The following is a 26,485-nucleotide window of genomic DNA, read 5'->3' on the forward strand; positions in this document are numbered from 1 at the left end:
TATTTTTCCTTACTGGTTGAAACGGTGATCGTTGTCTGGGAAGGAACGGTTGCGTACGGCTTCGTTGTACGCGGTGGCGGCGTTTTTGAGTGCGGTTCCGACTTCGCCAAAGACTTTGACGAATGATGGTTGCCAGTTGGTCATTCCTGCCATGTCTGACCACACGAGTACTTGGCCGTCAGTGTTTTCGCCGGCACCGATTCCGATGGTTGGGATGGAGATGGCTTCGGTGATTTCGGTTGCGATTGGGGCTGGGACGAGTTCGAGCACGACGGCGATCGCGCCAGCTTCTGCTACAGCTACCGCATCTTTGCGTACGTGATCGGCGCCGTCACCGCGGCCTTGGACGCGTGGCCCGCCGAGTGCGTTTTCTGATTGTGGCGTGTATCCGATGTGTGCCACCACGTTGATTCCGGCTTCAACGATGGCGCGGATCGTTGAAGCCATGCGTACGCCACCTTCGAGTTTGACGGCGGAGGCGCCTGCACGGATGAGCTTGACCGCGTTTGCGATCGCATCCTGGTGGGACGTTTCGTAGGAACCGAAAGGAAGATCAGCGACGACGAAGGCGCGCTTTGCGTTACGAGCAACAGCTCCGGTTGCCAACACCATGTCGTCGATTCCTACCTGGGTTGTGGAATCGTAACCGAGCATCACGTTGGCGTAGGAATCGCCAACAAGGAGCATATCGGTTCCTGCCTCATCAAAGATGCGAGTAGTGAGAGCATCGTAGGATGTGAGCATAGTGATGGGAGTGCCTTCTGCCTTCATTTGTGCAAGGTGATGGGCACGTACACGCTTAATAGCCATAAGATAAAAACCTTTCCTTGTTAGCTCCACTATTCTAATCCAACTTGAGCGTGAAGATGTAGCCTGTGGGAGGGCAATGGCACAATGGAATAAAGACAAAAGTGTGCGGGAGGAAGCATGGATCGGCAACAAGAACACGTCTTAGCAGAAGTTGAAAAGCATCAGGTGCGGTTTATCCGCCTATGGTTTACGGATGTTTCTGGAACACTCAAATCTGTGGCTATTCCGCCTGCAGAACTTGAAGGTGCGTTCACCACAGGAATCGGCTTCGATGGGTCCGCGATTGAAGGCCTATCCCGCATCCATGAAGCAGACATGGTGATAAAACCCGATGCTTCCACATTTCACATCCTGCCATGGGATGAATCAGGGGACGCCTGCGCACGCATGTTCTGTGACATCCAAACGCCAGATGGTCAGCCGGCACGCTCCGATCCGCGCGGCGTACTCAAGCGTGCACTCGAACGCGCAGCATCACTCGGCTTCACATTCCACGTCCACCCAGAAGTCGAATTTTATCTCTTCCGCCCAGAAACCGATACTAACGGAGAACCCATCCCCATCGATCACGGCTCCTACTTCGATCACGTATCGCGCCCACTCGCACAAAGCTTCCGCGCCCAAGCAGTACGCGACCTCGAACACCTCGGCATCCCCGTAGAATTCTCCCACCATGAAGCAGGTCCCGGCCAAAACGAAATAGACCTCCGGGTCGCCGATGCCCTCACCATGGCAGACAACCTGATGAGCCTGCGCGCCGTCGTCGAACACGTCGCAATCTCCCAAGGAATCGAAGCCTCCTTCATGCCCAAACCACTCATCAACCATCCAGGAAACGGGCTCCACATCCACATGTCCCTCTTCGAAGGAAACCGCAACGCCTTCTTCGATCCGCTACGCGACTACAGTCTCTCCACAACCGGAACCAAATTCGTAGCCGGAATACTCCACCATTCACGCGAAATCTCCGCAGTCACCAACCAACACGTCAACTCCTACAAACGCCTCTGGGCAGGAGACGAAGCCCCCGCATACATAGCCTGGGGCAAAACAAACCGCAGCGCACTCATCCGCGTCCCCACCTTCTCATCTAAAGAAGGCCACAGCGCCCGAATCGAATACCGAGCACTCGATTCGGCGGCAAACCCATACCTCGCCTTCGCCGTACTCCTCAACGCAGGACTCGCCGGAATCGAACACGACTACGACGTCCCCGAATCCATCGACACCAACATCAACGTACTAAGCCACCGCGAACGCCACATCATGGGAATCGACGAACTCCCATCCTCCCTCCACTCAGCCATCACACTCGCCCAACACTCAGAACTCATCGCAGCCACACTCGGAGAAGACGCCTTCGATTACTTCCTCCGCAACAAACTCCGCGAATGGCACGATTATCGGCAACAAGTCACCGCATTCGAACGCAAAGTCCAATACTGATGGAACCCCACCCCAACGCCCTCTACACGCGCGCCGCAGATCTCCACATCGCCCGCGCCGCAATCGAACGCCTCGAAGAAAACCACCCAAACCCCAGCGCATTTAGGCACACACTCCACAAACAACCAGACACCGCTACACGAATCGGCGCCATCATGGGAATGTCTAGTGCGCTCGCGGATATTGTGATCGTTCACCCGGAACTCGTGGGCTCAGTAGATGAGAGGATCGATGCGCGGCTGGAGGTTCCCGAATACGCGGAGGAACGCGAACAGATCGACGCCCTACGCTTGGCCTACTATCGGCGATTGATCGCGATTGCGGCAACGGATCTGGTTCATGATTATCCGGAAGATTACGTGAGCGATGTGGCGCGCGCTTTGGCTGACCTTGCCGGGCACACGTTAGATGCGGCCACAGGGATGGCACGCCGGTTCGTTCCCGAATCAGAGCGGATCGATTTTGCCATTATTGCGATGGGGAAAACAGGCGCGGCGGAACTGAATTATATTTCTGACGTTGACGTGATCTATGTTGCGCAACCGCGCGATGCACAGACGTCGGAAGAAGAGTCGGCACGTATCGGTGCCGCGATGGCAACCTGGATTTCGCACGCGGTGAGTGCGCCTGGCCCGGTCCCTGCCTTGTGGGAGTTGGATGCGAACTTGCGCCCGGAAGGGAAAAACGGCCCACTTGTTCGTACAGTGGCTTCGCACAAGGCCTACTATGATCGGTGGGCTCAGCCGTGGGAATTCCAGGCGCTACTTAAGGCACGCCCGATCGCAGGGGATCTGGCGCTTGCCGATGCATACATGGCGCAGATGTGGCCTATGGTGTGGGATGTGGCGAATCGTGATGGGTTCGTGGAGAGCGTGCGGCGGATGCGCGAACGGGTGGAAGCTCATGTGCCGCGGGCTCGCGCTAACCGTCAGCTCAAGTTAGGAGCTGGGGGTTTGCGTGACATCGAGTTCACGGTTCAGCTGTTGCAGTTGGTGCATGGGCGCACGGATGAATCGTTACGTGTGCGTGGCACGATTGAGGCGATTGGCGCTTTGGTTCACGGCGGCTATATTGGGCGTGAGGCCGGCGGGCGGCTGGAAGAGCATTATCGTTTTTTGCGACTTCTTGAGCATCGTATCCAGTTGCAGCGGTTGCGCCGGAGCCATGAGGTTCCGCCGGTGGGTTCGTTGGGGCGGATTGCGGCGTCGATGGGGATGGACGCGCCAGAGCTGGAGCGCAGATGGCAGAAAGTTCGCGCTGACGTGCGTGAGCTTCATACAGCGATTTTTTATCATCCGCTGCTTCCGTCATTGGCATCGTTGGATGCGGATAACGTTGTGTTGGAAGAAGCAGCCGCGGGGGAGCGCCTGGCCGCGATTGGTTTTCGGGATCCTGCACGCGCGTTGCGTAATTTACATGCGTTGAGTTCGGGTTTGTCCCGTACTGCGGTGATTCAGCGGCACGTGTTGCCTGCGATGATTGGGTGGATGGCTGAGGCCGTTGAACCAGATCACGGGTTGAATGCGTTTCGGGACGTGTCGGAGCGGCTCGGCTCCACGTCGTGGTATATGCGTTTGTTGCGTGACAGCGCGGTAGTGGCGCCGCGTCTTGCCCATGTTCTTTCCACGTCGCGTTACGTTGCACAGATGCTTCCGACTTTGCCGGATGCGATTTTGTGGTTTGACGACGACGATCTGCTGGCACCTCGCCACCGTGCCGATATGGTCTCTGAACTCGATGCGCTGATGAAGCGGCGTAGTGATCCACGCGATCAGGCGATGGCTGGGCGCTATCTGCGCAGACGCGAAATGTTGCGTATGGCGATTGGGCAGGTGCTCAGGGCTGTATCGCCGGAACAGGTGCGCGAAGCCTTGAGCGATGTGATGGATTTGGCTGTATCTGCGGCGTTGCGGGCGGCCGTGGGCGATAATCCGTTGGGGCTTCGCCACGCGGTGATTGCGTTGGGCCGGCTGGGTGGGCGCGAAATTGGATACGTTTCGGACGCCGATCTGATGTTCGTTTATGAAGCTCCAGATGGTGTATCGGATGACGATGCCTATAGGGAAGCCCAACGAGTAACCACGGATACGTTGGCGTTCCTGAAAACAGCCGGAGCTGAACCGGCGATTGACGCGGATATTAAACTCCGTCCGGAAGGCAAACACGGTGCTATCACTCGATCGGTTTCTTCCTACCTGGCCTACTACGAACGTTGGGGGGAAACATGGGAACGGCAAGCCTTGTTGCGTGCTCGATTCTGCGCCGGAGATGAAGATATGGCAAAGCGATGGACCGATGGAATATCTACGTTTAGATACCCGCCTGCCGGGTTATCACCCCAACAGATTCGGGACATCCGTATACTCAAAACCCGCATGGAAAATGAACGGCTCCCACGCGGAACTGACCCCAGCAGGCACGTCAAGCTTGGACGCGGCGGGCTCACCGACGTCGAATGGACTATCCAACTCTCTCAACTCACCTACGCTGGACGCAACGAAAATTTGCAACAAACCAACACGATCGGCGCTATCCACAACGCAACTGAATGCGGACTCATCGATCTTGATTCGGCACGCAAACTCACCTCAGCCTGGAAGCATGCGTCACTCATACGAGACCTGAATTTCCTGGCCACAGGAAAAACCGGGACAACCGTAGATATCATGCCAGACGATCCCCACACTCTCCGGCTCATCGCCGCTATCGCAGGCAAACCCGAAACCGAAAGCCACGACATCCCTGAAACGTATCTGCGAGATTCTAGACGCGCCCGGACCGTGACGAATAAGCTATTTTATGAGGAAAACTAACAAGTGAAGGAGAACGAACGTGCAACTCATACTCGTCCGTCACGGACAAACACACGCGAATGAACGCGGCGCAATCGACACGATCATTCCCGGCGAAGCACTCACTGAAATGGGATGGGCCCAGGCGAACACGGTTGTTGCTGATCTTCTTACCTATAAACCCGATTCAATCTGGCGTTCAGATACGCTACGAACCGAACAAACCGCAACACCACTTGCTACGCAACTCGGTCTCACACCCAACGTACGGTCAGGTCTGCGCGAAATCACGGCAGGGGAGTACGAAGGGAAAACCGATCCCGAATCCATGGCGCGCTACATTGGAACCATGCGGGCGTGGGTAGACGGGAACCTCGATTTGCGGCTCGGCGGCGCAGAATCAGGCGCAGAAACAATCGAACGATTCGATAACGTCATCAAAGAAATTGAAGAAAGTGGCGTATCGTGCGCCGTGGTATTCGCACACGCAGCCATCATCACCTACTGGGTGGGGATGCGAGCACACGACATCACCGATGAGATGCGTGCGCTCCGCCTCCAGAACACAGGAATCGCAGTTCTGGAGGGGAGCCTAGCGGACGGCTACAGCATCCACAGGTGGATGCACGTTCACCGGCCGTAAGATACATGCAAGTGAAGGTGCGGCTACAGGCCGCAAAACACACAGCCTGTAGCCCCAAGGCTTAGAGGCCGTAGTAAAGCTGGAATTCGAACGGGTGTGGGCGCTGGCGCAAAGGCTCGATTTCCATTTTCATCTTGTAATCAATCCACGTACGGATCAGATCCTCACTGAAAACCCCGCCTTCAGTGAGGTAATCGTGATCCTCTTCCAGCGCACGCAAAGCATCCTCCAACGTTGGTGGCAACTGTGGAATCAAAGCGTGTTCTTCTGGCGGAAGTTCGTAGAGATCCTTATCGATTGGGGCAGCAGGTTCGATGCGGCGCTTGATGCCGTCAAGCCCTGCCATCACCTGGGCTGCGAACGCCAAATATGGGTTCGCCGATGGATCAGGCGTACGGTATTCAATACGCTTAGCCTTGGCAGACGTGCCGCCGGAAACAGGAATGCGGATGCATGCCGAACGGTTACGAGCCGAGTAGACCAAGTTCACTGGGGCTTCGAAACCAGGAACCAGGCGATGGAACGAATTCACTGATGGGTTGGTGAAAGCCAGGAGTGACGGGGCGTGCTCAAGCAAGCCACCAATATACCAGCGGGCAAGATCGGACAAGCCGCCGTAGCCGCGTTCATCAGCGAACAGTGGTTCGCCGTTCTTCCACAGCGACTGGTGGCAGTGCATACCAGAACCGTTATCACCGAAGAGAGGCTTTGGCATGAACGTGGCGGTCTTTCCTGCTTCAACGGCTGCATTCTTGATGACGTACTTGAACTTCATCAGATCGTCTGCGGCACTCAAGAGCGTATCGAAGCGGTAGTTGATTTCCTGCTGGCCGCCAGAGCCGACTTCGTGGTGAGCGCGTTCCACCTGCAAGCCAACCTGCTGGCAAAGTTGAGTCATAGTATCGCGCAGGTCTGCCATCTGATCGTGTGGGCCAACAGGGAAGTAGCCGGCTTTCTGATCAGTCTTGTAACCCAGGTTATGGCCATCTTCTTTACGGCCTGTATTCCAGAAGGCTTCCGAAGAATCGATTGAGAAGAATGAGCGCTGTGGAGAGTTCTCATAGCGGATCTCATCGAACACAAAGAACTCTGCTTCTGCGCCGATGTACACAGTATCTGCGATGCCAGTGGAGCGAACATATTCTTCTGCACGCTGGGCGATCACACGAGGATCGCGATCGTACGATTCGTTGGTAAACGGATCCACAACGAAGTGGTTGATGACTAGCGTTTTCGCCTTGCGGAACGGATCGATAAACGCCGTAGAAAGATCCGGAACCAGCTTCATATCTGATTCGTGGATTTCAGTAAAACCACGAATCGAGGAGCCGTCAAACATAATGCCTTGATCAAGCGAATCTGGATCGAAAGCATCAACAGGGATAGTGAAGTGCTGCATCAACCCAGGCAAATCACAAAACCTAATATCGATGAATTTGACGTCCTCTGACGCGATGAATTCACGTGCCTGCTGAGTTGATGAGAACATACGGTAAGTCCTTCCCAAAGGATGATTCTGTCTTACCTTAAAGCCTAACGCGGGGGCGGTTGCTTTGAACAACCGCCCCCGCATTGTGAGACATGTGTGATGTTTATCGTGAGACTTACCGCCCGCGCATGCCACGCCGATCTGGGCGGGCCTTGGTTGGATCAACCCCCTTTGGGATACCAATGTTGTTAGTTTTGACCGCATCAAGACGCTGGTAGACAGCCTGAACTTCCTGGTTTGTAATAGTCTTAGGCAGTTTCTTCATTGCGCGCTGTAACTTCAGCAACGGTGTTTGACCTTCATTGTTACCCACGGAAATAACATGGATTGGAACGCCTGGAACAACGCGCTTGAGGGCACGGCGTTCTTCATCAACGAGTTTTGCGCTACGGCCTTGATCGCCATCCGTGACAAGCACAATACCTGGGCGGCCAATTGCACGGAACAACATATCTTGCGAACGTGGGTTAAAACGAACTGGTTCTTGAGGAACAATCCAGCCGCGCTTGATCTGGCCGAGGACGGCTGCCGACGCACCTGGAATACCATCGATCTTTGCGTAAGATGCGCGCTTGACGAGCTCAACCAAAATAAACATGGCTGCTGTAACACCCAAGAGGGTGAGCATAACCGGCCAGAGGATCCAACGATCCGTTGCCAAACCAAGGATCACACCAAGGGCGATACCACCGAGGATAGGGCCGAACACGGCAAACGGAGTCCACGAATACGTTTCGCGAGAAATTGCGTAGGCTTCACCGAGGTATGAATACCAGCGCTTCTTCTTTGGCCGCTTTGCCTTGCCTTCTTTACGCTCTTTTACCATGACTATCCTTTATCTTATTCGTAAGGGCACTAGTGCTGATTTTACGGCAGATAACGTTAAACCTCCAACGCGCTAGGCGCGAAGATTTTTAAGATCCGTTGAGATTGTGACGGCAGCGATCAGTAAACCACAGAATGCAGAGATCAAGAATCCGTACGATGCGGAACTTTCAACAATCTGGCCCGTGAGCGCAGCAGACGATGCCACGCCAAGAACGTTCATTGATCCAAGCGCGGTGACTGCCACGGCGTCGCCTCCTTGCGGAGAACGTTCGCCCGCCAACGTAAAAATAGCAACCGATGCCGGGCCAATGGCCAAACCAGCAACAAAAACGGTGGCAGACAGAACGATCAGTGACGGAGCGAGCAAACATATCAGTGATCCCAGTGCCAGCCCTGTTCCGCCTACAACAATACGTGCCGTTTGTGTGAAGCGTTCGGGCAAACCAACCGATGCAAGTGCCGTGATTGCGGCACCTAATCCCATCGTGGCATACACCAATCCTGCTTCGCTTGGAGCGCCTGCCTGTTGCGCGAATGCCGTTACCGACGTTTGAGCCGCTCCAAAGAACATGCCGAGCGCGAGCATGGCGAGAAGCGGGGTGCGTACTTTCAGCAGCACTCGAACAATTGATGGCGCTTTGCCATCATGGCCGCGGAGTGCTGGACCCACGGAAAACTGTGAGAGCGCGAATGGGATCACACAGGTAAGCACAATAACTGCAGCAACCAAGATTGGGGTGGTTGGAGTGAAGAATGAAGCCAAAAGTCCAACTATCGCAGGGCCGAAAACGAAGCCCATTTCATCTGCAACAGATTCCCATGATAGGGCAGCCGCTAGATCGTGGCGGCCACGAGTAATCGTATACCAGCGAACACGGGCCAGTGCACCCAATGGGATGGTTGTCATCCCCACGAATGCTGCCAGAAGAACGATGGCCCATACAGGCGTTGTTGGGGTTATCAAGAAAGCTAGAGCCAACAATGCGACGATGTTGAGCGGGGCAATAATTAAAAGTGGGACGCGTTGGCCGTAATTATCGGTGAGGCGGCCAATCGTTGGGCTGGCAATACCACTGGCAATTGCTAAGCCTGCAGATGCGAGCGATGCACGTGCTACCGATCCAGTGATTGATGTGACGAGGGTGAGGACACCTATCACAGTCATCGATGTAGGGAAACGCCCAATAAACGAGGTGAGGATATATCCAATTCCGGTCAGACGAGGAAGTTCACGGTAGCCGGAAAAACTATTCACGGTACTCCAATCAGAGATGAAGGCTAAGGTGACGCCAAGCGCCGCAGAGCCATTCTTGATTTTACGTCGTTCGCCGCCCACATCGCATCTTTGGTCCGTTCCCACCACCGTGCTAAGGCTGGCACGGCACTGCTCGTGGAGCAGTCACCTCCTGCCCGGACCTGGCTTGGCCGACTCTGTGCACCGAGTTTGCATTTTCGGATCAAAAGCCCCTTCATCTGCCTAGAATTCGCTGAAAATGCAAACTGAATGCACATGGAGAAGGAGAGAAGACAAAGATGTGGCTGGTGAGTTATACCAGCCACATCTTAGAAACTGATCAGAAATCAGAGGCCAAGCTCACCTGCGAAATCTGCTTCTTCCAAGCGGAGCTTGACGTCACGGAGGTAACGGGAAGCATCTGCGCCATCAACGATACGGTGATCGTAGGAGATAGAGAGGTAGCATTTGGAACGGATGGAGATAACTTCGTTGCCATCCTGATCCTTCACGACTGCTGGAGCCTTGAAGATTGCGCCGGTACCCATGATTGCCACGTTTGGCTGGTTGATGATCGGGGTGTCGAAGAGAGCGCCGATCGAACCGGTGTTGGTGATAGTGAAGGTGGAGCCGGTAAGTTCATCGGAGCCAACCTTGCCATCACGGGTACGAGCTGCGAGATCGCCAACAGCCTTGGAGATGCCCGCAATGTTCAGATCGCCACAGTTCTTGATGACTGGAACGAAGAGACCCTTTGGCGTATCCACTGCGATACCAACGTGTTCAACGTTGTGGTAAACGATTTCGTTACCTTCAACAGAGGAGTTGATGATTGGGTGTGCCTTCAATGCTTCGGTTGCTGCCTGGATGAAGAATGGCAGGAAGGTGAGCTTGACACCTTCGCGAGCCAAGAAGCCATCCTTAGCTGCAGCGCGGAGCTTAACGATACGGGTGACGTCAACTTCCATCACAGTGGTGAGCTGAGCCGAGGTTTCGAGCGATTCAACCATGCGCTTGGCAACGGTCTTACGAAGGCCAGTCATCTTCTGGCGGGTGCCACGCTTGGTTGCGGCTTCCTGAGCCTTGGACGCCAAAGCGGACTTGACCGAACCATCAGCGGCTGGAGTAGCTGGAGTAGCTGGAGCCGGAGCGGCTGGTGCAACTGCAGAGGCAGCCTTAGCGGCTTCTGCTGCGGCTTCCACATCCTGGCGGCGAACACGGCCGCCAACGCCGGTACCGGAAACGGATGCCAGATCAACGCCGAGATCCTTAGCCAACTTACGAACGATTGGAGTCACATAGGAGGACTTGCCGTCATCGCCTGCAGCAGGAACTGGTGCAGCCGCTGGGGTAGCAACTGGGGCAGCCGCTGGAGCTGGAGTTGCTGGAGCAGCTGGTGCTTCAGGAGCGGGAGCAGCGGCAGGAGTAGCCGCTGGAGCTGCTTCTTCAACAGAGCCGCCGATGATTGCCAACACGGTGCCAACTTCAACAGTGTCATCTTCATTCACGATGATCTTGGTGATAACGCCTGCTGCTGGAGCTGGAACTTCGGTGTCAACCTTATCGGTGGAGACTTCAACGATTGGTTCGTCTTCTTCAACGGTATCGCCAACCTGCTTGAGCCAGGTGGTAACGGTGCCTTCGTTCACGGATTCACCGAGTGCCGGCATGAGGACTTCAACGCCTTCGCCACCGCCGGCAGGAGCTGGGGTTTCGCGTTCTGGAGCTGCGGCTTCAGCTTCAGCCTGTGGGAGTGGTTCGGAACCTTCGCCAGAACCATCGTTTGCTGCTGGAGCATCGGCGGAACCATCGCCAATGTAGCCAAGAATGGTTCCTACATCAACGGTTTCGTCTTCATTAACAACGATCTTTTCGAGGATGCCTGCTGCTGGAGCTGGAACTTCGGTGTCAACCTTATCGGTGGAGACTTCAACGATTGGTTCGTCAGCTTCAACGTATTCGCCAACCTGCTTGAGCCAGGTGGTGACGGTTCCTTCATTTACGGATTCGCCCAGGGCGGGCATCTTAATTTCTTCAGACATTTCTGGAACTCTCTGTCTCAGTTGTGGGTGTGGAGTGGCTTACCAGCAAGCGCGAGAACGGCTTCACCAAGTGATTCGTTCTGGCTTGGGTGAGCGTGAATCAGGCCATCGAAATCTTCTGGGAATGCTTCCCAGGCAACCATAAGTTCGCCTTCGCCAACCTGTTCGCCCATACGAGCGCCGATAGCGTGGAAACCAACGATTGGACCATTCTTCTCACGAACGAGCTTAACAAAACCAGTGGTACCAAGCATTTGAGACTTGCCGTTACCAGCAAGGTTGAACTCTGCAACGTCAACGTTTTCCTTGCCGTACTTTTCTTCAGCCTTAGGCTGAGTCAAGCCAACGGACGAGATTTCTGGATCACAGAAGGTCACCTTAGGAATGAGGTTTTCGTCAACAACCTTTGGATTCATGCCGGCGATTTCTTCAGCAACGAAGAGGCCGTGGAGGAACCCGCGGTGTGCGAGCTGGACACCTGGAACGATATCGCCAACTGCATAAATGTTGCCAACACCGGTGTGGAGGCGTTCATTGGTGATAACGAAATCGCGATCAAGCTTGATGCCTTGTTCTGCGTAGCCAAGGTTCTGGGTGGCTGGGCCACGGCCGATAGCGATGAGGAGCATATCGGCATCGAACTGCTTGCCGTCTTGGGTAAAGACGTGAACGCCGTTTTCATCTTCTTCGACGCGATCGAACATGGTCTTGGTCTTAAACGCAATCTTGCGCTTACGGAACTGGCGTTCGAGCAACTTGGAGATGGCTGGATCTTCGTTTGGAACGAGGCGATCGAGACCTTCGATGATGGTTACTTCGGTACCGAATGAAGCCCAGACGGACGCGAATTCAACACCGATAACGCCACCGCCAAGGACGACGACGGACTTAGGCACGCGATCAAGCTTGAGCGCCTGTTCGGAGGTGATAACGCGATCGGTGATGGTCTGGCCGATGGTCTTAGAGTAAGAACCAGAAGCAAGAACAATGTTCTTGCCCTTCAAGCGACGGCCGTTAACTTCAACGGTGTCCTGGGAAACCAAGCGGCCCCAGCCATTGATGGTTTCGATTCCGCGGGAATCGATAAGACCGGTCAAGCCCTTGTACATCTTGGTGATAACGCCATCCTTGTAGGCGTTCAGCGCATCCATGTCAATTCCATCGAAGCTACCCTTGATGCCGATGTGTGCGCCTTCGCGCATTTCGTCTGCAACTTCAGCAACGTGGAGTAGAGCCTTGGTTGGGATGCAACCACGGTGTAAACAAGTTCCACCGACCTTATCGCCTTCAACCAGCGCGACCGAAAGACCGAGCTGTGCGGCGCGCATAGCCGTGGCGTAACCACCGGAACCTGCACCGAGAATGACAATGTCGTATTCCTGAGTGTCTGACACTTACCTCTCCCTCGAGTTGGCGTTGTGGGTTCTGGCTCGCCCAGACCCTTAGGTATATTGTCCCACTTCGATGGAGATATTGCTCATTCTTATGCAAAAGATTTGAGTTAGGAACATTACGTTTATGCTTCTTGAGCCTTGGCTTGCCAGTAGATCTGTAACTTTTCTTGCCGGTTGCGTAGAATAGGGGACATGGTGTGGTTTTTTAAGCGTAGTAGCGGGAAAAGTGCAAAAGTTGCCCGCAAAGAGACGTATGAGTACGTGCAAGATTTTTGCGCTTCGCGTACGGATGTTGAAGCATATTTTGAAGCGGAAACGCCTCGTGAACCAGCGTCGATTATGCTTGTAGCGCACGATGGCGAATGGACACGGAGAAAAGTCCCAAGTCTAGCCGATGCTGCGAAACTCAGCGCAGAACTCGGGATTCCACTATATGAGGTTGCGCGTACCGGATATCCACGGTCTGTTCGTGAATGGAATGCCCGGCATAAGTAAGTCCTATAATGCTGTGCTTCCACTGGCAGAATAGGCGATGGGTAGTTGCCGCTGTGTGATTGGATCGGTCACCATGACAGTTGCAATTCCGAACGCTTGTGCGATGACATCCGCAGTAAGCGTCTGCTCAGTAGGCCCTTGCGCAAGCACATGGCCTTCTTTCATCACAACAACGTGATCTGAATACTTTGCTGCATGAGCCATATCGTGAATCACCATCACAACTGTGCGCCCTTGCTGATTCAGATCAGACACCAAATCCAGAATCGCTAATTGATGCGCGGGATCAAGATATGTTGTGGGCTCATCGAGCAGCATGATGTCTGTTTGCTGTGCTAAGGTCATGGCAATCCACATCCGTTGCCGTTGTCCGCCCGAAAGTACCATGGCTGGAGAATCCAGAAAATCGACGACGTTCGCCTGCGCCGCAGCCTGGTCGATAATATCCTGATCGGTAGGGGATAACGACGCGAAAGCGCCGGTGTATGGGTACCGGCCAAACGCAATGAGCTCGCGCACAGTCATTCCTTCCGGCACACTCGGTTGCTGAGGCAAAAAGGATAAAATCCGCGCAAAGTCACGCGCAGGAAAGCTATCAACAGCGGCTCCACGTAACGTCACTGAACCACTCTGAATACCTAGCTGCCTACCCAGCACGCGCAACAGGGTCGATTTTCCACACCCATTTGGCCCAATCAACGCAGTGACTTTTCCGGCAGGAATAGTCACATCGACGTCGTGAAGAACCTGAACGTTACCGTACCCTGCAGACAAACCTGCACACTCAATCACTCCAGAATCCACAGCCATCATGTCCTATCAATACTCGTCACGTTCATAACCAAATAAATAAAGTAAGGTGCGCCAGCCAATGCAATCAACGCGCCCACCGGAATCTCCGTAGGGGCAAAAGACCAGCGGCCAACGGCGTCGGCGGCAACAACCAACGCAGCCCCGCCAATCGCAGCAACTGGTAATTGGCGAGACAAAGCCTGCCCCACCAGTAACTTTGCCGCGTGCGGGATAATCAACCCAACGAAACCTAGCACACCCGCTGCCGCAACCGCTGCAGAACCACACAACACTGCCAGCGCCAATGCGCTCAAACGCAACGTTTTTGTGCGTACACCAATCCCGGCCATCGTCTCATCGGACAACACGAGGGCATCCAAGTGACGTGACAACGCAATCGCTGCTACGAAACCTACGGCGACCATCGGTGCGACTGTAGCTGCATCGGACATCGTGCGAGCATACAACGAACCCTTCAACCAGGTCATCGCGGCGCCAGCTTCCGGCGCGGCTCGAACTAAAAGCAACTGGGTTAAGGTGCCCAAACCAACCGAGACTGCAACGCCCGTCAATGCCATACGGGCCGGATCGTTTACGCCCTTACCCGCCGCCAAGAAAACTAAACCGGCTCCCACAAGTGAACCAACAAAGGCGATCGACGTGAGCATCGTAGCCGGAAGCGAACCCGCGCCCAACAATGCAATCACAGCAAACAAACCGCCACCTGCGGTCACACCCAACGTATCGGGAGAAGCCAGAGGGTTGCGCAACGCAGTCTGCAATAAACACCCAGATATCGCCATACCGCACCCAGCCAGAACGCCAACCACAACGCGAGGCATCCGGTAGCGCCAATACAAACTTTCGCCGGCGAAAAAGCCAGTAACAACCTCAGAAAAAGACTTCTGAACTGCGCCAATCGACAGGCCTACAATGCAGGCCACAACAAGGAAAACACAAACGATGGTGAGAACAAGTGCAAAACGAGTACGCATACGTCACCCACGCTTTCCCTGGGCTGTAGGCTGACGGATACCCCACAACAGCAGAGGAATCCCAGCAATACCAGTCAAAATGCCAACTGGAGTTTCGGCAGGCGCCCACAATGCTTGCCCGATCGAATCGGCACCCAGCAAGGCCAACGCACCAATCACGGAGGCCAAGGCGAACGCGCGCCGGTGGCGTGGGCCGCACAGCCGGTACGCGAACGTAGCAGAAAGCAAACCCAAGAAACCGATCGGACCCGCCGCTGCAACACACGCCGAAACTAACACTACTGCCGCAATAACGGCACTTTTGCGTACCCGCGCCGGATCAACGCCCACAGAACGGCTCATGCTTTCGCCGGTTGCCAATACGTCAAACACGCGGCCGTACGCCAGAACTGCGGGGAAGAGGAGCGTGAAAGCGATGATTACGGGAACGATATCTGGCAACCGCACACCACCTAGGCGGCCGTTTAGCCACGCCAAAACGGTGGTCAGCTGGGCTTCGTCAAGAACTAAAACAATTGAGGTCAGTGCACTAAAAACGGCAGAAACCGCAATGCCCAACAACACCATCTTCTGAATCGACATAGCGCCAGAAAGATCCGTGGAGCCGCCGCGTAGACTCAAGGAAATCACCAAAAAGGCGGCAACGCTGGCACCTATCAGTGCAGCGGGAAGGAGGAGCGCGCCATTGTAGGAACCACCCACAAAACTCGCGGCCACCGCGCCGAACGCGGCACCGGAATTCACGCCGGTCACGTGTGGATCCGCTAAAGGGTTCGACGTGGCCGTGCGAAGCAAAACGCCGGCAGTGCCAAGTGCCGCCCCGATGATAACGGCGGAAAGAAGCCGATCGCGCGCCACTGCCCACACTTCATTGTAAAGCCAGGGTGCATCAGCTGGGGGAGCCACCGCGTGGAGCCGCCATGCACACAGCGTGACAATCATGCACGCACACGCGAGCAGGATACCCCAAAAATAAGGAGTACCCTGCCCGCGATAGCGACGTGGTGTCATTACACGCATCATGGAAGAGCAGTGTTACTGATTGATAATTTGATCGAGCATGGCCTCTGCAGCAAGCGGACCACGAGCACGCGACCACGTATCCTGCTCCACATCCACGATCTGCGGAACCACACCTGCATATGGGCTGGAACGGAAGCCTTCGATATCGTTGTAGAGGTACATGACGTCAAGTTTCATTTCTGGGAGCTTATCGCCGGTGAGTTCGGCAACGTCTGTCTTGGATTCGATGGCGGACTTTTCGCCGTCGTAACCGTAATCGTATCCTGCGGCGGTGAGGAGCGAGCCTGCGAATGAATCCTTGATCCAGGTGTAGAGCGTGTTCTTTGACCAGCCGATAAGCGCCGCACGCGTACCCGGCTTCACTTTGGCATGGGCCTTGGCGATCTTATCTTCGATACGCTTGCGGACTTCGGTGGCCTTCTTTTCTGCGCCCACCTTCGCTGCGATTGCATCCATCGAATCGAGTACGTCGCTGTATGTTGCGTCCGAATAGGCTTCGGTTGGGGCGATTTCTTTCAGCTGATCCATGATTGCAGCATGGCGAGTTGGGCTAGCCAAGATTAGATCAGGTTCGAGGGACTGGATCACTTCCAGGTTTGGCTGCTTTGCTTGGCCAACCGAGGTGCTGCCGCTCAACTTGCCTTTGAGCGTGGCTGGTTCGGCCGACTTGCCGATTTCGACAATGCCTACTGGCTTCACGTCGAGCGCGTGCAAGATTTCTTCATAGCGCCAATCGAGAGCCACAATTTTGGTGGCTTTTGGTTGCTTTGACTTTTTGGTTTCTGTTGCCGACGATGAGACATCTGGTTTCGTGGAATCCTTTGCTGGCGTGGCGCTTGAGCAGCCAACAAGGAGGAAGGCTGCTGCAACCAACATTGCGATAATGGCAGCGAATGAGAAGGTACGCTGCTGGGTTGGAGTGGACATGACAGTGATATTTGTTTTAGTTAGCACGCCCTAACCTTATATGCTGGTTTGGGAAAAGTCTTTGCGACATTGTGTGTAGTAAATGCCAGATGGGGTAGGGAATATTGAAGTGAAACGGCTATTTCCCAGTGGAAAATTGGGAAATTTCTATAGCTAAAATGGCGACATCTTTATGTTGAGCTTGTTACCAAGCCCACTTGAGAAGAAGGTTCCTGCAAAAACATTGGGGATCCGGCACGCCCTGCAATATGCGGCAAGACCGTGCCGTATTCTCTGTGAAAATGCAGGTGTCACCACCGCATAGTCAGCCCCCAACACACAGGTGGCCGAGAAAAATTCTCGACCACCTGTGTTAAGACACGCACCTGCTATCGGTTTGATCTGAGACGTTCGGTTTCAGTCAACCACGTTCAGCGCCCCAAGTGCTCAACCAGGGTACGGAGCATAACACCGGTTGCGCCCTTTGGCTGGTAGCCCCATGCGGCTTCGCGGTTGAATGATGGACCAGCGATGTCGATGTGCGCCCATGGTGTTTCGCCAACGAATTCCTTGAGGAAGAGGCCAGCAACAAGCATGCCGCCGTAGCGGGAGCCGGAGTTCTTCATGTCTGCGCAATCGGAGTCGAGGGAAGAACGAAGCTCTGCTGGGAGCGGCATGCCCCAGGCAGGTTCTCCGGCGTTGTTGGCGGCAGCAACGATGGAATCGCGAACGGCTTCGGTGCCCATGATGCCGGTGGTGCGGTTGCCCAAGGCAACCATCTGGGCTCCGGTCAGGGTGGCGATATCGATGATTTCATCTGGCTGTTCTTCGCAGCCCATGATAAGCCCATCGGCCATAACAAGGCGGCCTTCAGCATCAGTGTTGTTGATTTCCACGGAGATGCCGTTGCGGTACACGATCACGTCATCTGGGCGGCCAGCAGCACCGGATACCATGTTTTCTGCTAAGCACAGCCATGCCACAACGCGGCGCTTGAGTCCGAGCTTCGCGGCGGCGATCACGGCGTGGAGCACGGTGGCGGCGCCTGTCATGTCAGTCTTCATCTCGGTGATAGCGGAGGAGGGCTTGAGGCTGTAACCGCCGGTATCGAAGGTGATGCCCTTGCCAACAAGTGTGGTGAAGCCTTCGGCATCTGCGGGGGAGTACTCTATGCGAACAAGGCGTGGGGCAGATTCGGATCCGCGGCCCACCTGAATCAAACCAGCAAGCTTTTCCTTCTCGAGTTCGTCGCCTGCGTAAACTTTAACGCTGAGCCCAGCGGCTTCGGCTTCTTCAACGGCCTTCTCTGCGAAGGTCACCGGGTTGAGGTAGTTTGGCGTGGTGTTTTCGAGATCGCGAACGGCGTTCACGGCTTCGGAGAGGATCATGCCGCGTTCGAGGGCCGAATCGGTGCCGGCTTCAGAAACAACAACGATCTTTTCTACAGGAGCCTTGGCTGGTTTCTTGTAGGAATCGAACACGTAGGCGCCGAGTGCTCCACCCTCAACAATTGCCTGAGCTTGTGCTTCAGAGGAGTGCGGGAAGCACACAACCAGCGAATCACGGCCAGCCGCCGCACGCCCGGCAACACCAGCCATGTGGCGAAGTGATTCAGTTTCGTGTTCTTCGCACAGGCCAACGGCAATAACGATCTTGCTTGGATCGGCTGGGTTCACAATGGTGGTAGTAGCAAGTGGCTTGCCACAGAAATCGAGGGTTTCGAGTGCCTGAACAACCTTCGCGCCAAATTCTGCATCAACTGGGGAGACAACCGTGAGGGCGTCATCTTTCGTGGTCACAGCGAGTGCAAGGTTAGAGTTCAGATCTAATTGTGTTGAAAATTCAAAAGTAGTCATACCTACTATCATAACGTGAGCCCGGCATGTTTCGTATGCCGGGCTCATGTTAGGAGTTAGGTTGGCGCAGATTAGCGCGTCTTTTTTGCGGCCTTTGCCGCACTTAGATCAGCGGCAGTTGCGCCTGCTGGATATTCGCCGCGCTTGACTTGCGGCGAAGGAAGCCGCCAGCGTGGCATGTACATTCCGCGGGAGAAGAGTTGCATGGCGAACCCGTTTGGAATTTCTTCTTTCCCAAACTTGTGGGCGGCCAGGATCTTAGCGTTGCGCACGATCCATGCCAGTTGAATCACCATGAGCAGGAAGATGATGTAGATGCCGATTGTGGCCCAGAAAGCCAGGAGTGGCCAGTATGACATGAATGCGGCAAGCAAGAGTAGCGGGATAACCAGCGGCATGAACCATTGGCCGAGTGGGGCGGCGGCGTCGATGTAATCGCGGCCCCATCTGCGTACGTGCCCGCGGTGTGCTGGCGGCATGTTCTTTTCATCGCCTGTGCGCATAGCGGTTTGCTGCTTGTAGTACAGTTCGTTGTTCTTCGCGCGGTTTTCTGCTTTGAGCTTGCGCTTTTCTTCTTTGGTGAGCGCTGCGGTTGAAGCAACGATTGGCCGGCGGCGTGCTTTTTCTGCGTCTTTTCGGCGGGGCGTTGGGACGCCTTTGCCTGGGGTACGGCCCTTTTCTGGGGCGGTGGTATCAGGCGTCATGGCCTGTTGCGCAGAGTCTTCTTTGTGACCGAACACAGATCTTCCTTCACGTGTAATGAAATTTCTGTTGCTAGTTTACCGGCATTTGTGTGTTTAAGCGTAGGCTAGTGGGTATGGATAAGCACATGATTAGTTCTCGCGTCGATGACGCCATGCCAGCAATTTTGGACGAGTTGAAGGAATTCGTTGCAATTGAGTCGATTTCGGCGTCGTCTTTTGATCAGAATACGTTGAAGGAGTCCGCTGCGTGGATTGCTTCGCGGGTGGAAAAGTTGGGTTTGGATACTGAGGTTATTCAGATTGAGACTGAGGATGGTTTGGTTGGGCGTCCGGCTATTCTTGCGTCGCGTCCGGCAGAGCCTGGGAAGCCTACGGTTTTGTTGTATGCTCACCACGATGTTCAGCCTGTGGGCGAGTTGTCTGAGTGGGATTCGGAGCCGTTTGATGCGGTTGAGCGCGATGGGCGTTTGTATGGCCGTGGTACTGCGGATGATAAGGCTGGGGTTTTGGTTCATTTGGCGGCGATTGAGGCTGCGGAACCTGGCGTTGGTATTCGTCTGTTTATCGAGGGCGAAGAGGAAGTTGGTTCTCCAACGTTTGTTGCGTTCTTGGAGAAGTATCGTGAGCGTTTGGAAGCTGACGTTATTGTGGTGGCCGATTCGTCGAATTGGAAGGTTGGCGTTCCTGCGTTGACTACCTCGTTGCGTGGCGTTGTCCAGCTTGAGGTGTCGATTAAGGTATTGGATCACGCGTTGCATTCTGGTTTCTTTGGTGGTCCGGTTCTCGACGCCGTTGTGGTTGCGTCGCGTTTGATTTCTACGTTGCATGACGACGCCGGTAACGTCGCTGTTGCTGGCCTTCTCCAAGAAGATTCGACTCAGGTTGATTATCCTGAGGATGATTTCCGCCGTGATGCAGGCGTTTTGGATGGCGTGCAGTTGGCGGGTTCGGGTTCGTTCACGTCGCGTTTGTGGACGAAGCCAGCAATTTCTGTGATCGGTATGGATGTAACTCCTGTTGCGATTTCATCGAATACGATTATTCCGTCTGTTGATTTGGCGATTTCTATGCGCGTTGCACCGGGCCAGGATTCGCGCGAGGCGGCTGAATTGTTGGCTCAGCATTTGCGTGATCATGTGCCGTTTGGCGCCCAGATTGAGGTGACGATCGCTGAGGCGGGTTCGGCATTCTCTGCAGGTGAGGATACTGAAGCGACTGAGATGGCACGCTGGGCGTTGAAAGAAGCGTGGGGTGTAGATCCTGTGGATATCGGCCAGGGTGGTTCGATTCCGTTCATTGCCGATTTGGCAAAGGCGTTCCCGCGGGCACAGATTCTTGTGACGGGTATTGAAGATCCTGATACTCGTGCGCACTCTGCGAACGAATCGTTGCACATTGAGGATTTCCGGAATGCGATTGTTGCGCAGGCTCTCCTCATGTCCCGGTTGGCAGAGTAAGTGCGTATCTGTTGTGTTGCCACGGCACTGGCTGGTGTAGAGCCTGGTGCCGTGGCAACGGCTATCCGTGACGGATGGAAGGATGTGCGTCCATTAGACGCGGTTGATGTTGTGGTCTCGTCTGATGGCGTTATTGTTCCTCACGTTGGAACTGGGCTGGCCGTAGTTTTCCAGGAAAACCATCCGCACGCGGTGGCTTATGAACGGCATGGCGGCGGCCCACACCGCATCATCTGGGTCGATCACGATTCGCATTCGGCTCTGATAGACCTGGCAGAGGCAGCAACGTGGAATGGGGGAGTTGATCCGCGCGGATCGTCGTCGTTCCTCGGAACCGATCTGGCGTACCTGAAAGCAAAAAACGTACGTAACCTGCATCTTCACCTGCCAGCCCTCATGTGTTACAGCGACCTGGGGCGGGGTTTTCTCACCGAAATTTCTGGCGTGCCAATCGTTCGTGACGTGCCTGAATCTACGTTGTATCAGGCGATTCGGCAGGCACGCGAATTTCTTGCGGACATGAGCCTCTACGTGACGTACCCTCACGAACAAAACCTCGGCGGAATCGACGGGCTCGCACGCGCATGGCAACGCTACGGAATGGCTCCGGACGTTGCGCAAGCCACCGGTGCTGCCGATGCACACACCATCCAACTACTGGACCACGCAGAAACTGCGCTGAACGCGCCACTCCTCACTGCTGCTGGTGCGTCCCGCCACGGATTCGACGGAATCGGTGGCGGACTTGGAAAAATCTTCTATCTGCTCCGTGCCAAACTGGGAGTGATCGGAGAAGAACTCAGGCTTCCGCAAGACATCGCTGACCTCTATATATATGTCACAGAAAAAATCGACCTTCATATTCCACGCGGACTCACTCTCATGGCAGAGCGCGCAGAAGAATACGGAGCGCCAGCGATCGCGATCGTATCTAACAGTCAACTGGTGCGCGGCGAACTTCCCAAACTGGGTATCCACGGGCTGTATCGAATCAGCACCGACCATATATCCTCGCAAGAAATACGGAACCTTTCCACGCGACTTGCTACCACCTGGGGGTGGGATAGCTCTTAGCGTATCTATTTGGAACGACGTAAGGGAACCCGATAGTCTTAGCGTGTCTGTTTTTAATTGGAGGAAAAGATGAGCGAAATCGCAACACACGCAGTGAACCTCACCGATGTTGCTGCAGTCAAAGTTAAGTCTTTGCTAGAACAAGAAGGCCGTGACGATCTGCGCTTGCGCGTAGCAGTCCAGCCAGGCGGCTGCTCTGGCCTGATGTACCAACTGTACTTCGATGAGCGCCTGCTGGATGGCGACGCCGTTGTAAACTTTGATGGTGTTGAGGTTGTTGTTGATCGTATGTCAGTCCCATACCTCGATGGCGCAACCATCGATTTTGCGGACACGATCGAACGCCAAGGATTCACAATCGACAATCCAAATGCCCAAGGTTCTTGCGCATGCGGTGAATCTTTCCACTGAGATACTTTGCGTGGATGCCCCAGCAGGGCATCCACGCACCTTTTTAAGGAGAAAATACGTGAAGAAGCGATCCATCATTGCGTTGTTCGCTGCCGCCATGCTGGGCTTGTCCGGATGTTCGGATCCTGCCGGATCTACGGCCGGTTCATCGCAGAGCGCGGCTGATAAGAAGCCTGGCACTGAAATGCCAACTGTCAAAGAAGCAGGTAAGGAAACTCGCCTCGAATTCCCTAAATCGAATCCGCCGAAGGGCCTTCAAAAAACCGTTATTGCTGAAGGCGAAGGGCGCGTTATTGAAGAAAACGATTTTGTGGTTGCCAACTATGTTGGCCAAGTGTGGGGGAATAAAAAACCATTCGATTCGTCATTCACACGTGGTGAAGGAACGGGTTTTTCACTCCAGCAAGTTATCGCAGGCTGGACTAAAGGTCTTGCAGGCTTGAAGCCAGGCGCCAAGGTGATTCTTTCTATCCCATCAGAAATGGGATACGGTCCCCAGGGCGGTAACGCACAGGCTGGCATCGGTAAAGACGATACGATCGCGTTCTACGTTGAGATCTTGGCGGCCTACGGTGTAAACCAAGCTGGCGATCCAAACGCTAAGGTTGAAACAGACGTAGCATCTTTACCAGTAGAAATTACGGGTGAACTTGGTAAACCAATTACCGTTAAGGTTAAAGATGGCGTAGCCAGCCCAACCGAAGTTTCTACCACTGTGATTGCACGCGGTTCTGGGCCGGAAATTGGCGGTGAAGGATCTAACTTCTACATCCAGTACGCGATGTCTCTTGTTAATAATTCCAAAGCGGAAAAGAGCTATGGAGAATCCGGTCCTATCCGTTCCACGATCGGACGCGGATCGATCTTCGATGGTCTCAAAGGTGTCCCTGTAGGATCGCGCGTTCTCATCATGGCACCAGCAAAGGGCCAAGATGCTAACCAGCCTGGTTATGCGGTTGTTGTTGATGTGCTTGGTGTTGACTAAACGTTAACTGACGATAAAAATATGGAGGCCGAAAGGCCTCCATATTTTTAATTCTGGTGCAGTCAGCCAAGAACGATCTTTGCCTGCTTGGCTTCTTCAAGGCGAGCAGCAACATCTTCCCAGTTCACAAGGTTCCAGATTGCCTTCACATAGTCAGCCTTGACGTTGAGGTAATCAAGGTAGAAGGCGTGCTCCCACATATCAACCATGAAGAGTGGAACGGTTGCTACTGGAACGTTGCTCTGCTGATCGAAAAGCTGGAACACGTTGAGCTTGCCGGAAATGGTATCGAATGCGAGCACTGCCCAGCCAGAACCCTGGATGCCAGTTGCTGCTGCGGTGAAGTGCTTCTTGAATGCATCGAACGAACCGAATGCATCCTTGATTGCTTCAAGGAGTTCGCCCTCTGGTTCGCCGCCACCTTGAGGGGAAAGGTTCTTCCAGAAGATGGAGTGGTTGGTGTGGCCACCAAGGTTGAATGCCAAATCCTTGGAGAACTGGTTGACCTTGGAAAGATCGCCTGCTTCGCGTGCTGCTGCGAGGTTTTCAAGTGCAGCGTTTGCGCCGGTGACGTACGCGGCATGGTGCTTATCGTGGTGAAGCTCCATAATCTTACCGGAAATGTGTGGTTCTAGAGCTGAGTAGTCGTAGGGAAGCTCTGGAAGGGTGTAAATCGACATGACGACCTCCAATAATCGTTCGTTCGGGACCAAAGTCCGTCGTACATCCTTAATTATGCACCCGAATGCAGTGTGTGTGCAGACGATATTCCTAACAGTGAACGGAATGACAGTTCATAAAAACTTCAATGTGGAATCACCTTCCGCTTCGATTCGTTGCGAACGGGCAAACATCGTAGACTTATGAGAGGTGAAAAAATTGCCGTAAGACTTGGAGGACGGAATGGATACCACTAAGAAGATTCTGGTTTACTCAGATAACTCTGATGTTCGCGAATCTGTGAAGCGTGCTGTAGGCCGGAAAGTTGGCCACACATCCACTCCGATCGAATGGGTTGAGGGCGCAACTCCAGATGGCACGATTTTGAAGATTCGTGAAGCAGAAGAAGCATGTGAACCCTTCGATCTTCTTATTCTTGATGCAGAAACTCCAAAGCTTGGCGGTATCGGGTTGGGCAAGATGGTACGCGATGAAATCAATGAAGAGATTCCATACATCGTGCTCATCGCACGCCCACAAGATGAGTGGCTTGCACGGGTTGCACGCCCAGAAGCTATCCTCAATTACCCAACAGATCTCCCGCAGCTCACCACTTCTGTAGAATCGCTTATCGGCTGATCATACCTCCCACATCGCTGGATCTAATCCAGGAATGATTGGGAGGTTAATTTTTTGTGCATGGTTAACAGGCACAGATAGCGCTTCCGGATTGGATACACGGACTATCCGTGTTCCATCGCGCCACAGCCATGCGTTTAAGCATCCCAATTCATCTGTAGACGTGTGATCGAAAGGCCGATCAGGTGCCGGGGGCAACGGATGCTCCGCATCGTAATGATCCGCGAACGCATGAATCCCCGCAACACTAGTGATGATAGCTGACGTGTTAAAAACGCCGTAATCAACCACGATTACTTCCCATGAATCCGGCCGTTCGGCAGGGGCTGCCGCGATAATTCTTCCCGCGTGGATAAGCGGCACATATTTAGCTTGAGCAACTGCTCCGCCAACAGTTCCATAGAGCCGTTCACGTTGATCTGTTGCACTTTCAAAACGTTCAGCAGAAGCAAGATGCTGCATCTTTTCCAACGTTGCTTCATAAAGATCGTCAAGATCTCCATGTAACACCGTTCGAACTTTGGTAAGAGAATCTTCCTGTACCCGCCCCGTAACACACGGCGCGGAACACGCCCCAAACTCCGCCAGGTGACAACCAGAAATACGTGCAGGAACTGCTGGGAGAATCTGCGTACAGGTACGAATACCCGAATATCCTGCGATAAGTTCACCGGCGCCAAGTGCATGACGTTTCCTGTTGAACGGCCCAAGAATATTTCCTAGTTCGCCAAACGTAGCCACGTTAGTGATAGAAAGCCGAGGATGATGTTCATCCGTTAACGTAACCCAATACCTAGAGCGTGGTTTAGATCTGCGGTTATACGGTGGCTGAATATCGCGAATAAGCCGAATTTCCAGGATCTGCGCTTCCAACACAGTATGGGTAGGAATCGCGTCCACGCGCGTGGCCAGATCAACCATTTCACCGATACGCTTCCGTTTTTCCGCAGCGGTAAAATACGAACGAACGCGCTTATAAACGTTGGATGACGTGCCAATATATAACACCTCATCGTTTGGCCCAATAAACTGATACACTCCAGGCCCAGCAGGTAGATCATCCGCAAGCCGTGCCTTCATTCTGCGTTTTCCAGGCACCCGCGAATGAGCCACCATCAGATCATCAACATGCGTCACACCAAGCGAACCTAGCCGCCCTAATATCGCATGCAGAACATCAACTGTTGCTCGAGCATCGTCCAGTGCCCGATGAGATGGCGAAATAGTGGCATTCACAAACCGAGCCAACGTAGAGAGTTTGTGATTAGGAACCTCATCCTTCATAAACACTCTGCGGGAAAGCTTCACCGTATCTATAACTTTCCGGTTGGGGAAAGCCAGCCCCAACGCACTAGCAGCCCCACGGAGCTGACCCATATCAAACGGAGCATTATGCGCCACAAAAATCAGATCGGGATCCCCGCCCACGAATTCGATAAACGACACCAACACTTCGCCGAGCGATGGGGCAGTAGCAACCATTCCGGTAGTGATCCCAGTAAGCCGGGTAATAAAGGCTGGAATAGGAACACCCGGATTAACGAGCGAACCAAATTCGCCAATAACAGTGCCGCCACGTACTTTCACCGCGCCGATTTCAGTAAGCGAATGCAACCCCGGTTTTTCACCAGTAGTTTCCACATCAACCACTAAAAACGTGGCATCGTGCAATGGTAATCCGAGATCATCAAAACTCAACTGTTCCGTTTCCGGCACGATCTTCCCACGCCGATGTGGCACGCCAGCATCAGTATCGATGCGTGCACCTGGCCGATCCGTTCGAATTGCTTTCATAATCACCAGCCTAAAG

Annotated in this window: 23 protein-coding genes; 9 read left to right on the forward strand and 14 right to left on the reverse strand. The window is 54.1% G+C overall.

The window, feature by feature from the left end; translation table 11 throughout:
- Positions 1-9: 9 nt before the first annotated feature.
- Positions 10-810, reverse strand: a complete 801-nt coding sequence (gene panB / locus ARCH_RS03700) for a 3-methyl-2-oxobutanoate hydroxymethyltransferase (protein ID WP_013169958.1) — start codon at positions 808-810, stop codon at positions 10-12.
- Between the two features lie 117 nt (positions 811-927).
- Here panB and ARCH_RS03705 point away from each other — a divergent pair, with 117 nt between their 5' ends.
- Genes ARCH_RS03705 through ARCH_RS03715 form a run of 3 tightly spaced genes read left to right on the forward strand, consistent with a single transcriptional unit; the run spans position 928 to position 5,691 of the window.
- The gene (locus ARCH_RS03705; protein WP_013169959.1) at positions 928-2,256 is read left to right on the forward strand and encodes a glutamine synthetase family protein; all 1,329 of its coding nucleotides are present in this window, start codon (positions 928-930) and stop codon (positions 2,254-2,256) included.
- Entirely contained in the window at positions 2,256-5,069 is a 2,814-nt protein-coding gene (locus tag ARCH_RS03710; RefSeq protein WP_013169960.1) for a bifunctional [glutamine synthetase] adenylyltransferase/[glutamine synthetase]-adenylyl-L-tyrosine phosphorylase, read from the forward strand. The genes ARCH_RS03705 and ARCH_RS03710 overlap by 1 nt, the downstream gene beginning before the upstream one ends.
- Positions 5,070-5,088: 19 nt before the next feature.
- Positions 5,089-5,691 (forward strand): histidine phosphatase family protein, encoded by a 603-nt coding sequence (locus ARCH_RS03715; protein WP_013169961.1) that lies wholly within the window; start codon positions 5,089-5,091, stop codon positions 5,689-5,691.
- A 61-nt stretch (positions 5,692-5,752) separates the two neighbouring features.
- On the opposite strand, the gene glnA is transcribed toward ARCH_RS03715, so the two are convergent.
- The 5 genes from glnA to lpdA form a co-directional block, all read right to left on the reverse strand.
- Positions 5,753-7,180 (reverse strand): type I glutamate--ammonia ligase, encoded by a 1,428-nt coding sequence (gene glnA / locus ARCH_RS03720; RefSeq protein WP_013169962.1) that lies wholly within the window; start codon positions 7,178-7,180, stop codon positions 5,753-5,755.
- Positions 7,181-7,295: 115 nt separating this feature from the next.
- Positions 7,296-8,006, reverse strand: coding sequence for a DUF4191 domain-containing protein (locus ARCH_RS03725; RefSeq protein ID WP_013169963.1), 711 nt, complete (start codon positions 8,004-8,006; stop codon positions 7,296-7,298).
- A gap of 72 nt (positions 8,007-8,078) precedes the next feature.
- Entirely contained in the window at positions 8,079-9,344 is a 1,266-nt protein-coding gene (locus ARCH_RS03730; RefSeq protein WP_013169964.1) for an MFS transporter, read from the reverse strand.
- A 245-nt stretch (positions 9,345-9,589) separates the two neighbouring features.
- Positions 9,590-11,284: a 2-oxoglutarate dehydrogenase, E2 component, dihydrolipoamide succinyltransferase gene (gene sucB, locus ARCH_RS03735; RefSeq protein WP_013169965.1), complete on the reverse strand. Its 1,695-nt coding sequence runs from the start codon at positions 11,282-11,284 to the stop codon at positions 9,590-9,592.
- Between the two features lie 17 nt (positions 11,285-11,301).
- Positions 11,302-12,678: a dihydrolipoyl dehydrogenase gene (lpdA, locus tag ARCH_RS03740; RefSeq protein ID WP_013169966.1), complete on the reverse strand. Its 1,377-nt coding sequence runs from the start codon at positions 12,676-12,678 to the stop codon at positions 11,302-11,304.
- 192 nt (positions 12,679-12,870) lie between these two features.
- Here lpdA and ARCH_RS03745 point away from each other — a divergent pair, with 192 nt between their 5' ends.
- Positions 12,871-13,173, forward strand: a complete 303-nt coding sequence (locus ARCH_RS03745) for a hypothetical protein (protein ID WP_013169967.1) — start codon at positions 12,871-12,873, stop codon at positions 13,171-13,173.
- Positions 13,174-13,176: 3 nt separating this feature from the next.
- Here ARCH_RS03745 and ARCH_RS03750 read toward each other — a convergent pair whose 3' ends face one another.
- From ARCH_RS03750 to ARCH_RS03775, 6 genes are all read right to left on the reverse strand, one after another.
- A complete protein-coding gene (locus tag ARCH_RS03750) occupies positions 13,177-13,986 on the reverse strand; it encodes an ABC transporter ATP-binding protein (protein ID WP_197712416.1) in 810 nt (269 codons plus the stop codon).
- On the reverse strand, positions 13,983-14,960 hold the full coding sequence (locus ARCH_RS03755) for a FecCD family ABC transporter permease (protein WP_013169969.1): 978 nt from the start codon (positions 14,958-14,960) through the stop codon (positions 13,983-13,985). The genes ARCH_RS03750 and ARCH_RS03755 overlap by 4 nt, the downstream gene beginning before the upstream one ends.
- Before the next feature lie 3 nt (positions 14,961-14,963).
- Positions 14,964-15,971, reverse strand: coding sequence for a FecCD family ABC transporter permease (locus ARCH_RS03760; protein WP_197712415.1), 1,008 nt, complete (start codon positions 15,969-15,971; stop codon positions 14,964-14,966).
- 24 nt (positions 15,972-15,995) lie between these two features.
- On the reverse strand, positions 15,996-16,910 hold the full coding sequence (locus ARCH_RS03765; protein WP_041640352.1) for an ABC transporter substrate-binding protein: 915 nt from the start codon (positions 16,908-16,910) through the stop codon (positions 15,996-15,998).
- Between the two features lie 410 nt (positions 16,911-17,320).
- Positions 17,321-18,745, reverse strand: coding sequence for a leucyl aminopeptidase (locus ARCH_RS03770; RefSeq protein ID WP_170121750.1), 1,425 nt, complete (start codon positions 18,743-18,745; stop codon positions 17,321-17,323).
- A 71-nt stretch (positions 18,746-18,816) separates the two neighbouring features.
- Entirely contained in the window at positions 18,817-19,485 is a 669-nt protein-coding gene (locus ARCH_RS03775; protein ID WP_013169973.1) for a DUF3043 domain-containing protein, read from the reverse strand.
- Positions 19,486-19,574: 89 nt separating this feature from the next.
- Here ARCH_RS03775 and ARCH_RS03780 point away from each other — a divergent pair, with 89 nt between their 5' ends.
- The 4 genes from ARCH_RS03780 to ARCH_RS09325 all read left to right on the forward strand — a co-directional run bounded on the left by ARCH_RS03780 (position 19,575) and on the right by ARCH_RS09325 (position 23,376).
- On the forward strand, positions 19,575-20,906 hold the full coding sequence (locus ARCH_RS03780; RefSeq protein WP_197712414.1) for a dipeptidase: 1,332 nt from the start codon (positions 19,575-19,577) through the stop codon (positions 20,904-20,906).
- A complete protein-coding gene (locus tag ARCH_RS03785; RefSeq protein WP_041640353.1) occupies positions 20,907-21,980 on the forward strand; it encodes a hypothetical protein in 1,074 nt (357 codons plus the stop codon).
- Positions 21,981-22,049: 69 nt separating this feature from the next.
- Positions 22,050-22,391, forward strand: coding sequence for an iron-sulfur cluster insertion protein ErpA (gene erpA / locus ARCH_RS03790; RefSeq protein ID WP_013169976.1), 342 nt, complete (start codon positions 22,050-22,052; stop codon positions 22,389-22,391).
- Positions 22,392-22,449: 58 nt separating this feature from the next.
- Complete coding sequence (locus tag ARCH_RS09325) at positions 22,450-23,376, forward strand: FKBP-type peptidyl-prolyl cis-trans isomerase (protein WP_013169977.1); 927 nt, start codon at positions 22,450-22,452, stop codon at positions 23,374-23,376.
- 62 nt (positions 23,377-23,438) lie between these two features.
- On the opposite strand, the gene ARCH_RS03800 is transcribed toward ARCH_RS09325, so the two are convergent.
- Positions 23,439-24,056: a superoxide dismutase gene (locus ARCH_RS03800; RefSeq protein ID WP_013169978.1), complete on the reverse strand. Its 618-nt coding sequence runs from the start codon at positions 24,054-24,056 to the stop codon at positions 23,439-23,441.
- 223 nt (positions 24,057-24,279) lie between these two features.
- On the opposite strand from ARCH_RS03800, the gene ARCH_RS03805 reads away from it, so the two are divergent.
- A complete protein-coding gene (locus ARCH_RS03805) occupies positions 24,280-24,675 on the forward strand; it encodes a response regulator transcription factor (RefSeq protein ID WP_013169979.1) in 396 nt (131 codons plus the stop codon).
- Here the strand turns inward: ARCH_RS03805 and ARCH_RS03810 are convergent, their stop codons facing one another.
- The gene (locus ARCH_RS03810; protein WP_013169980.1) at positions 24,676-26,469 is read right to left on the reverse strand and encodes a DEDD exonuclease domain-containing protein; all 1,794 of its coding nucleotides are present in this window, start codon (positions 26,467-26,469) and stop codon (positions 24,676-24,678) included.
- Positions 26,470-26,485: the final 16 nt, after the last annotated feature.

The sequence above is a fragment of the Arcanobacterium haemolyticum DSM 20595 genome (assembly GCF_000092365.1).
Taxonomy (GTDB): Bacteria; Actinomycetota; Actinomycetes; order Actinomycetales; family Actinomycetaceae; genus Arcanobacterium; species Arcanobacterium haemolyticum.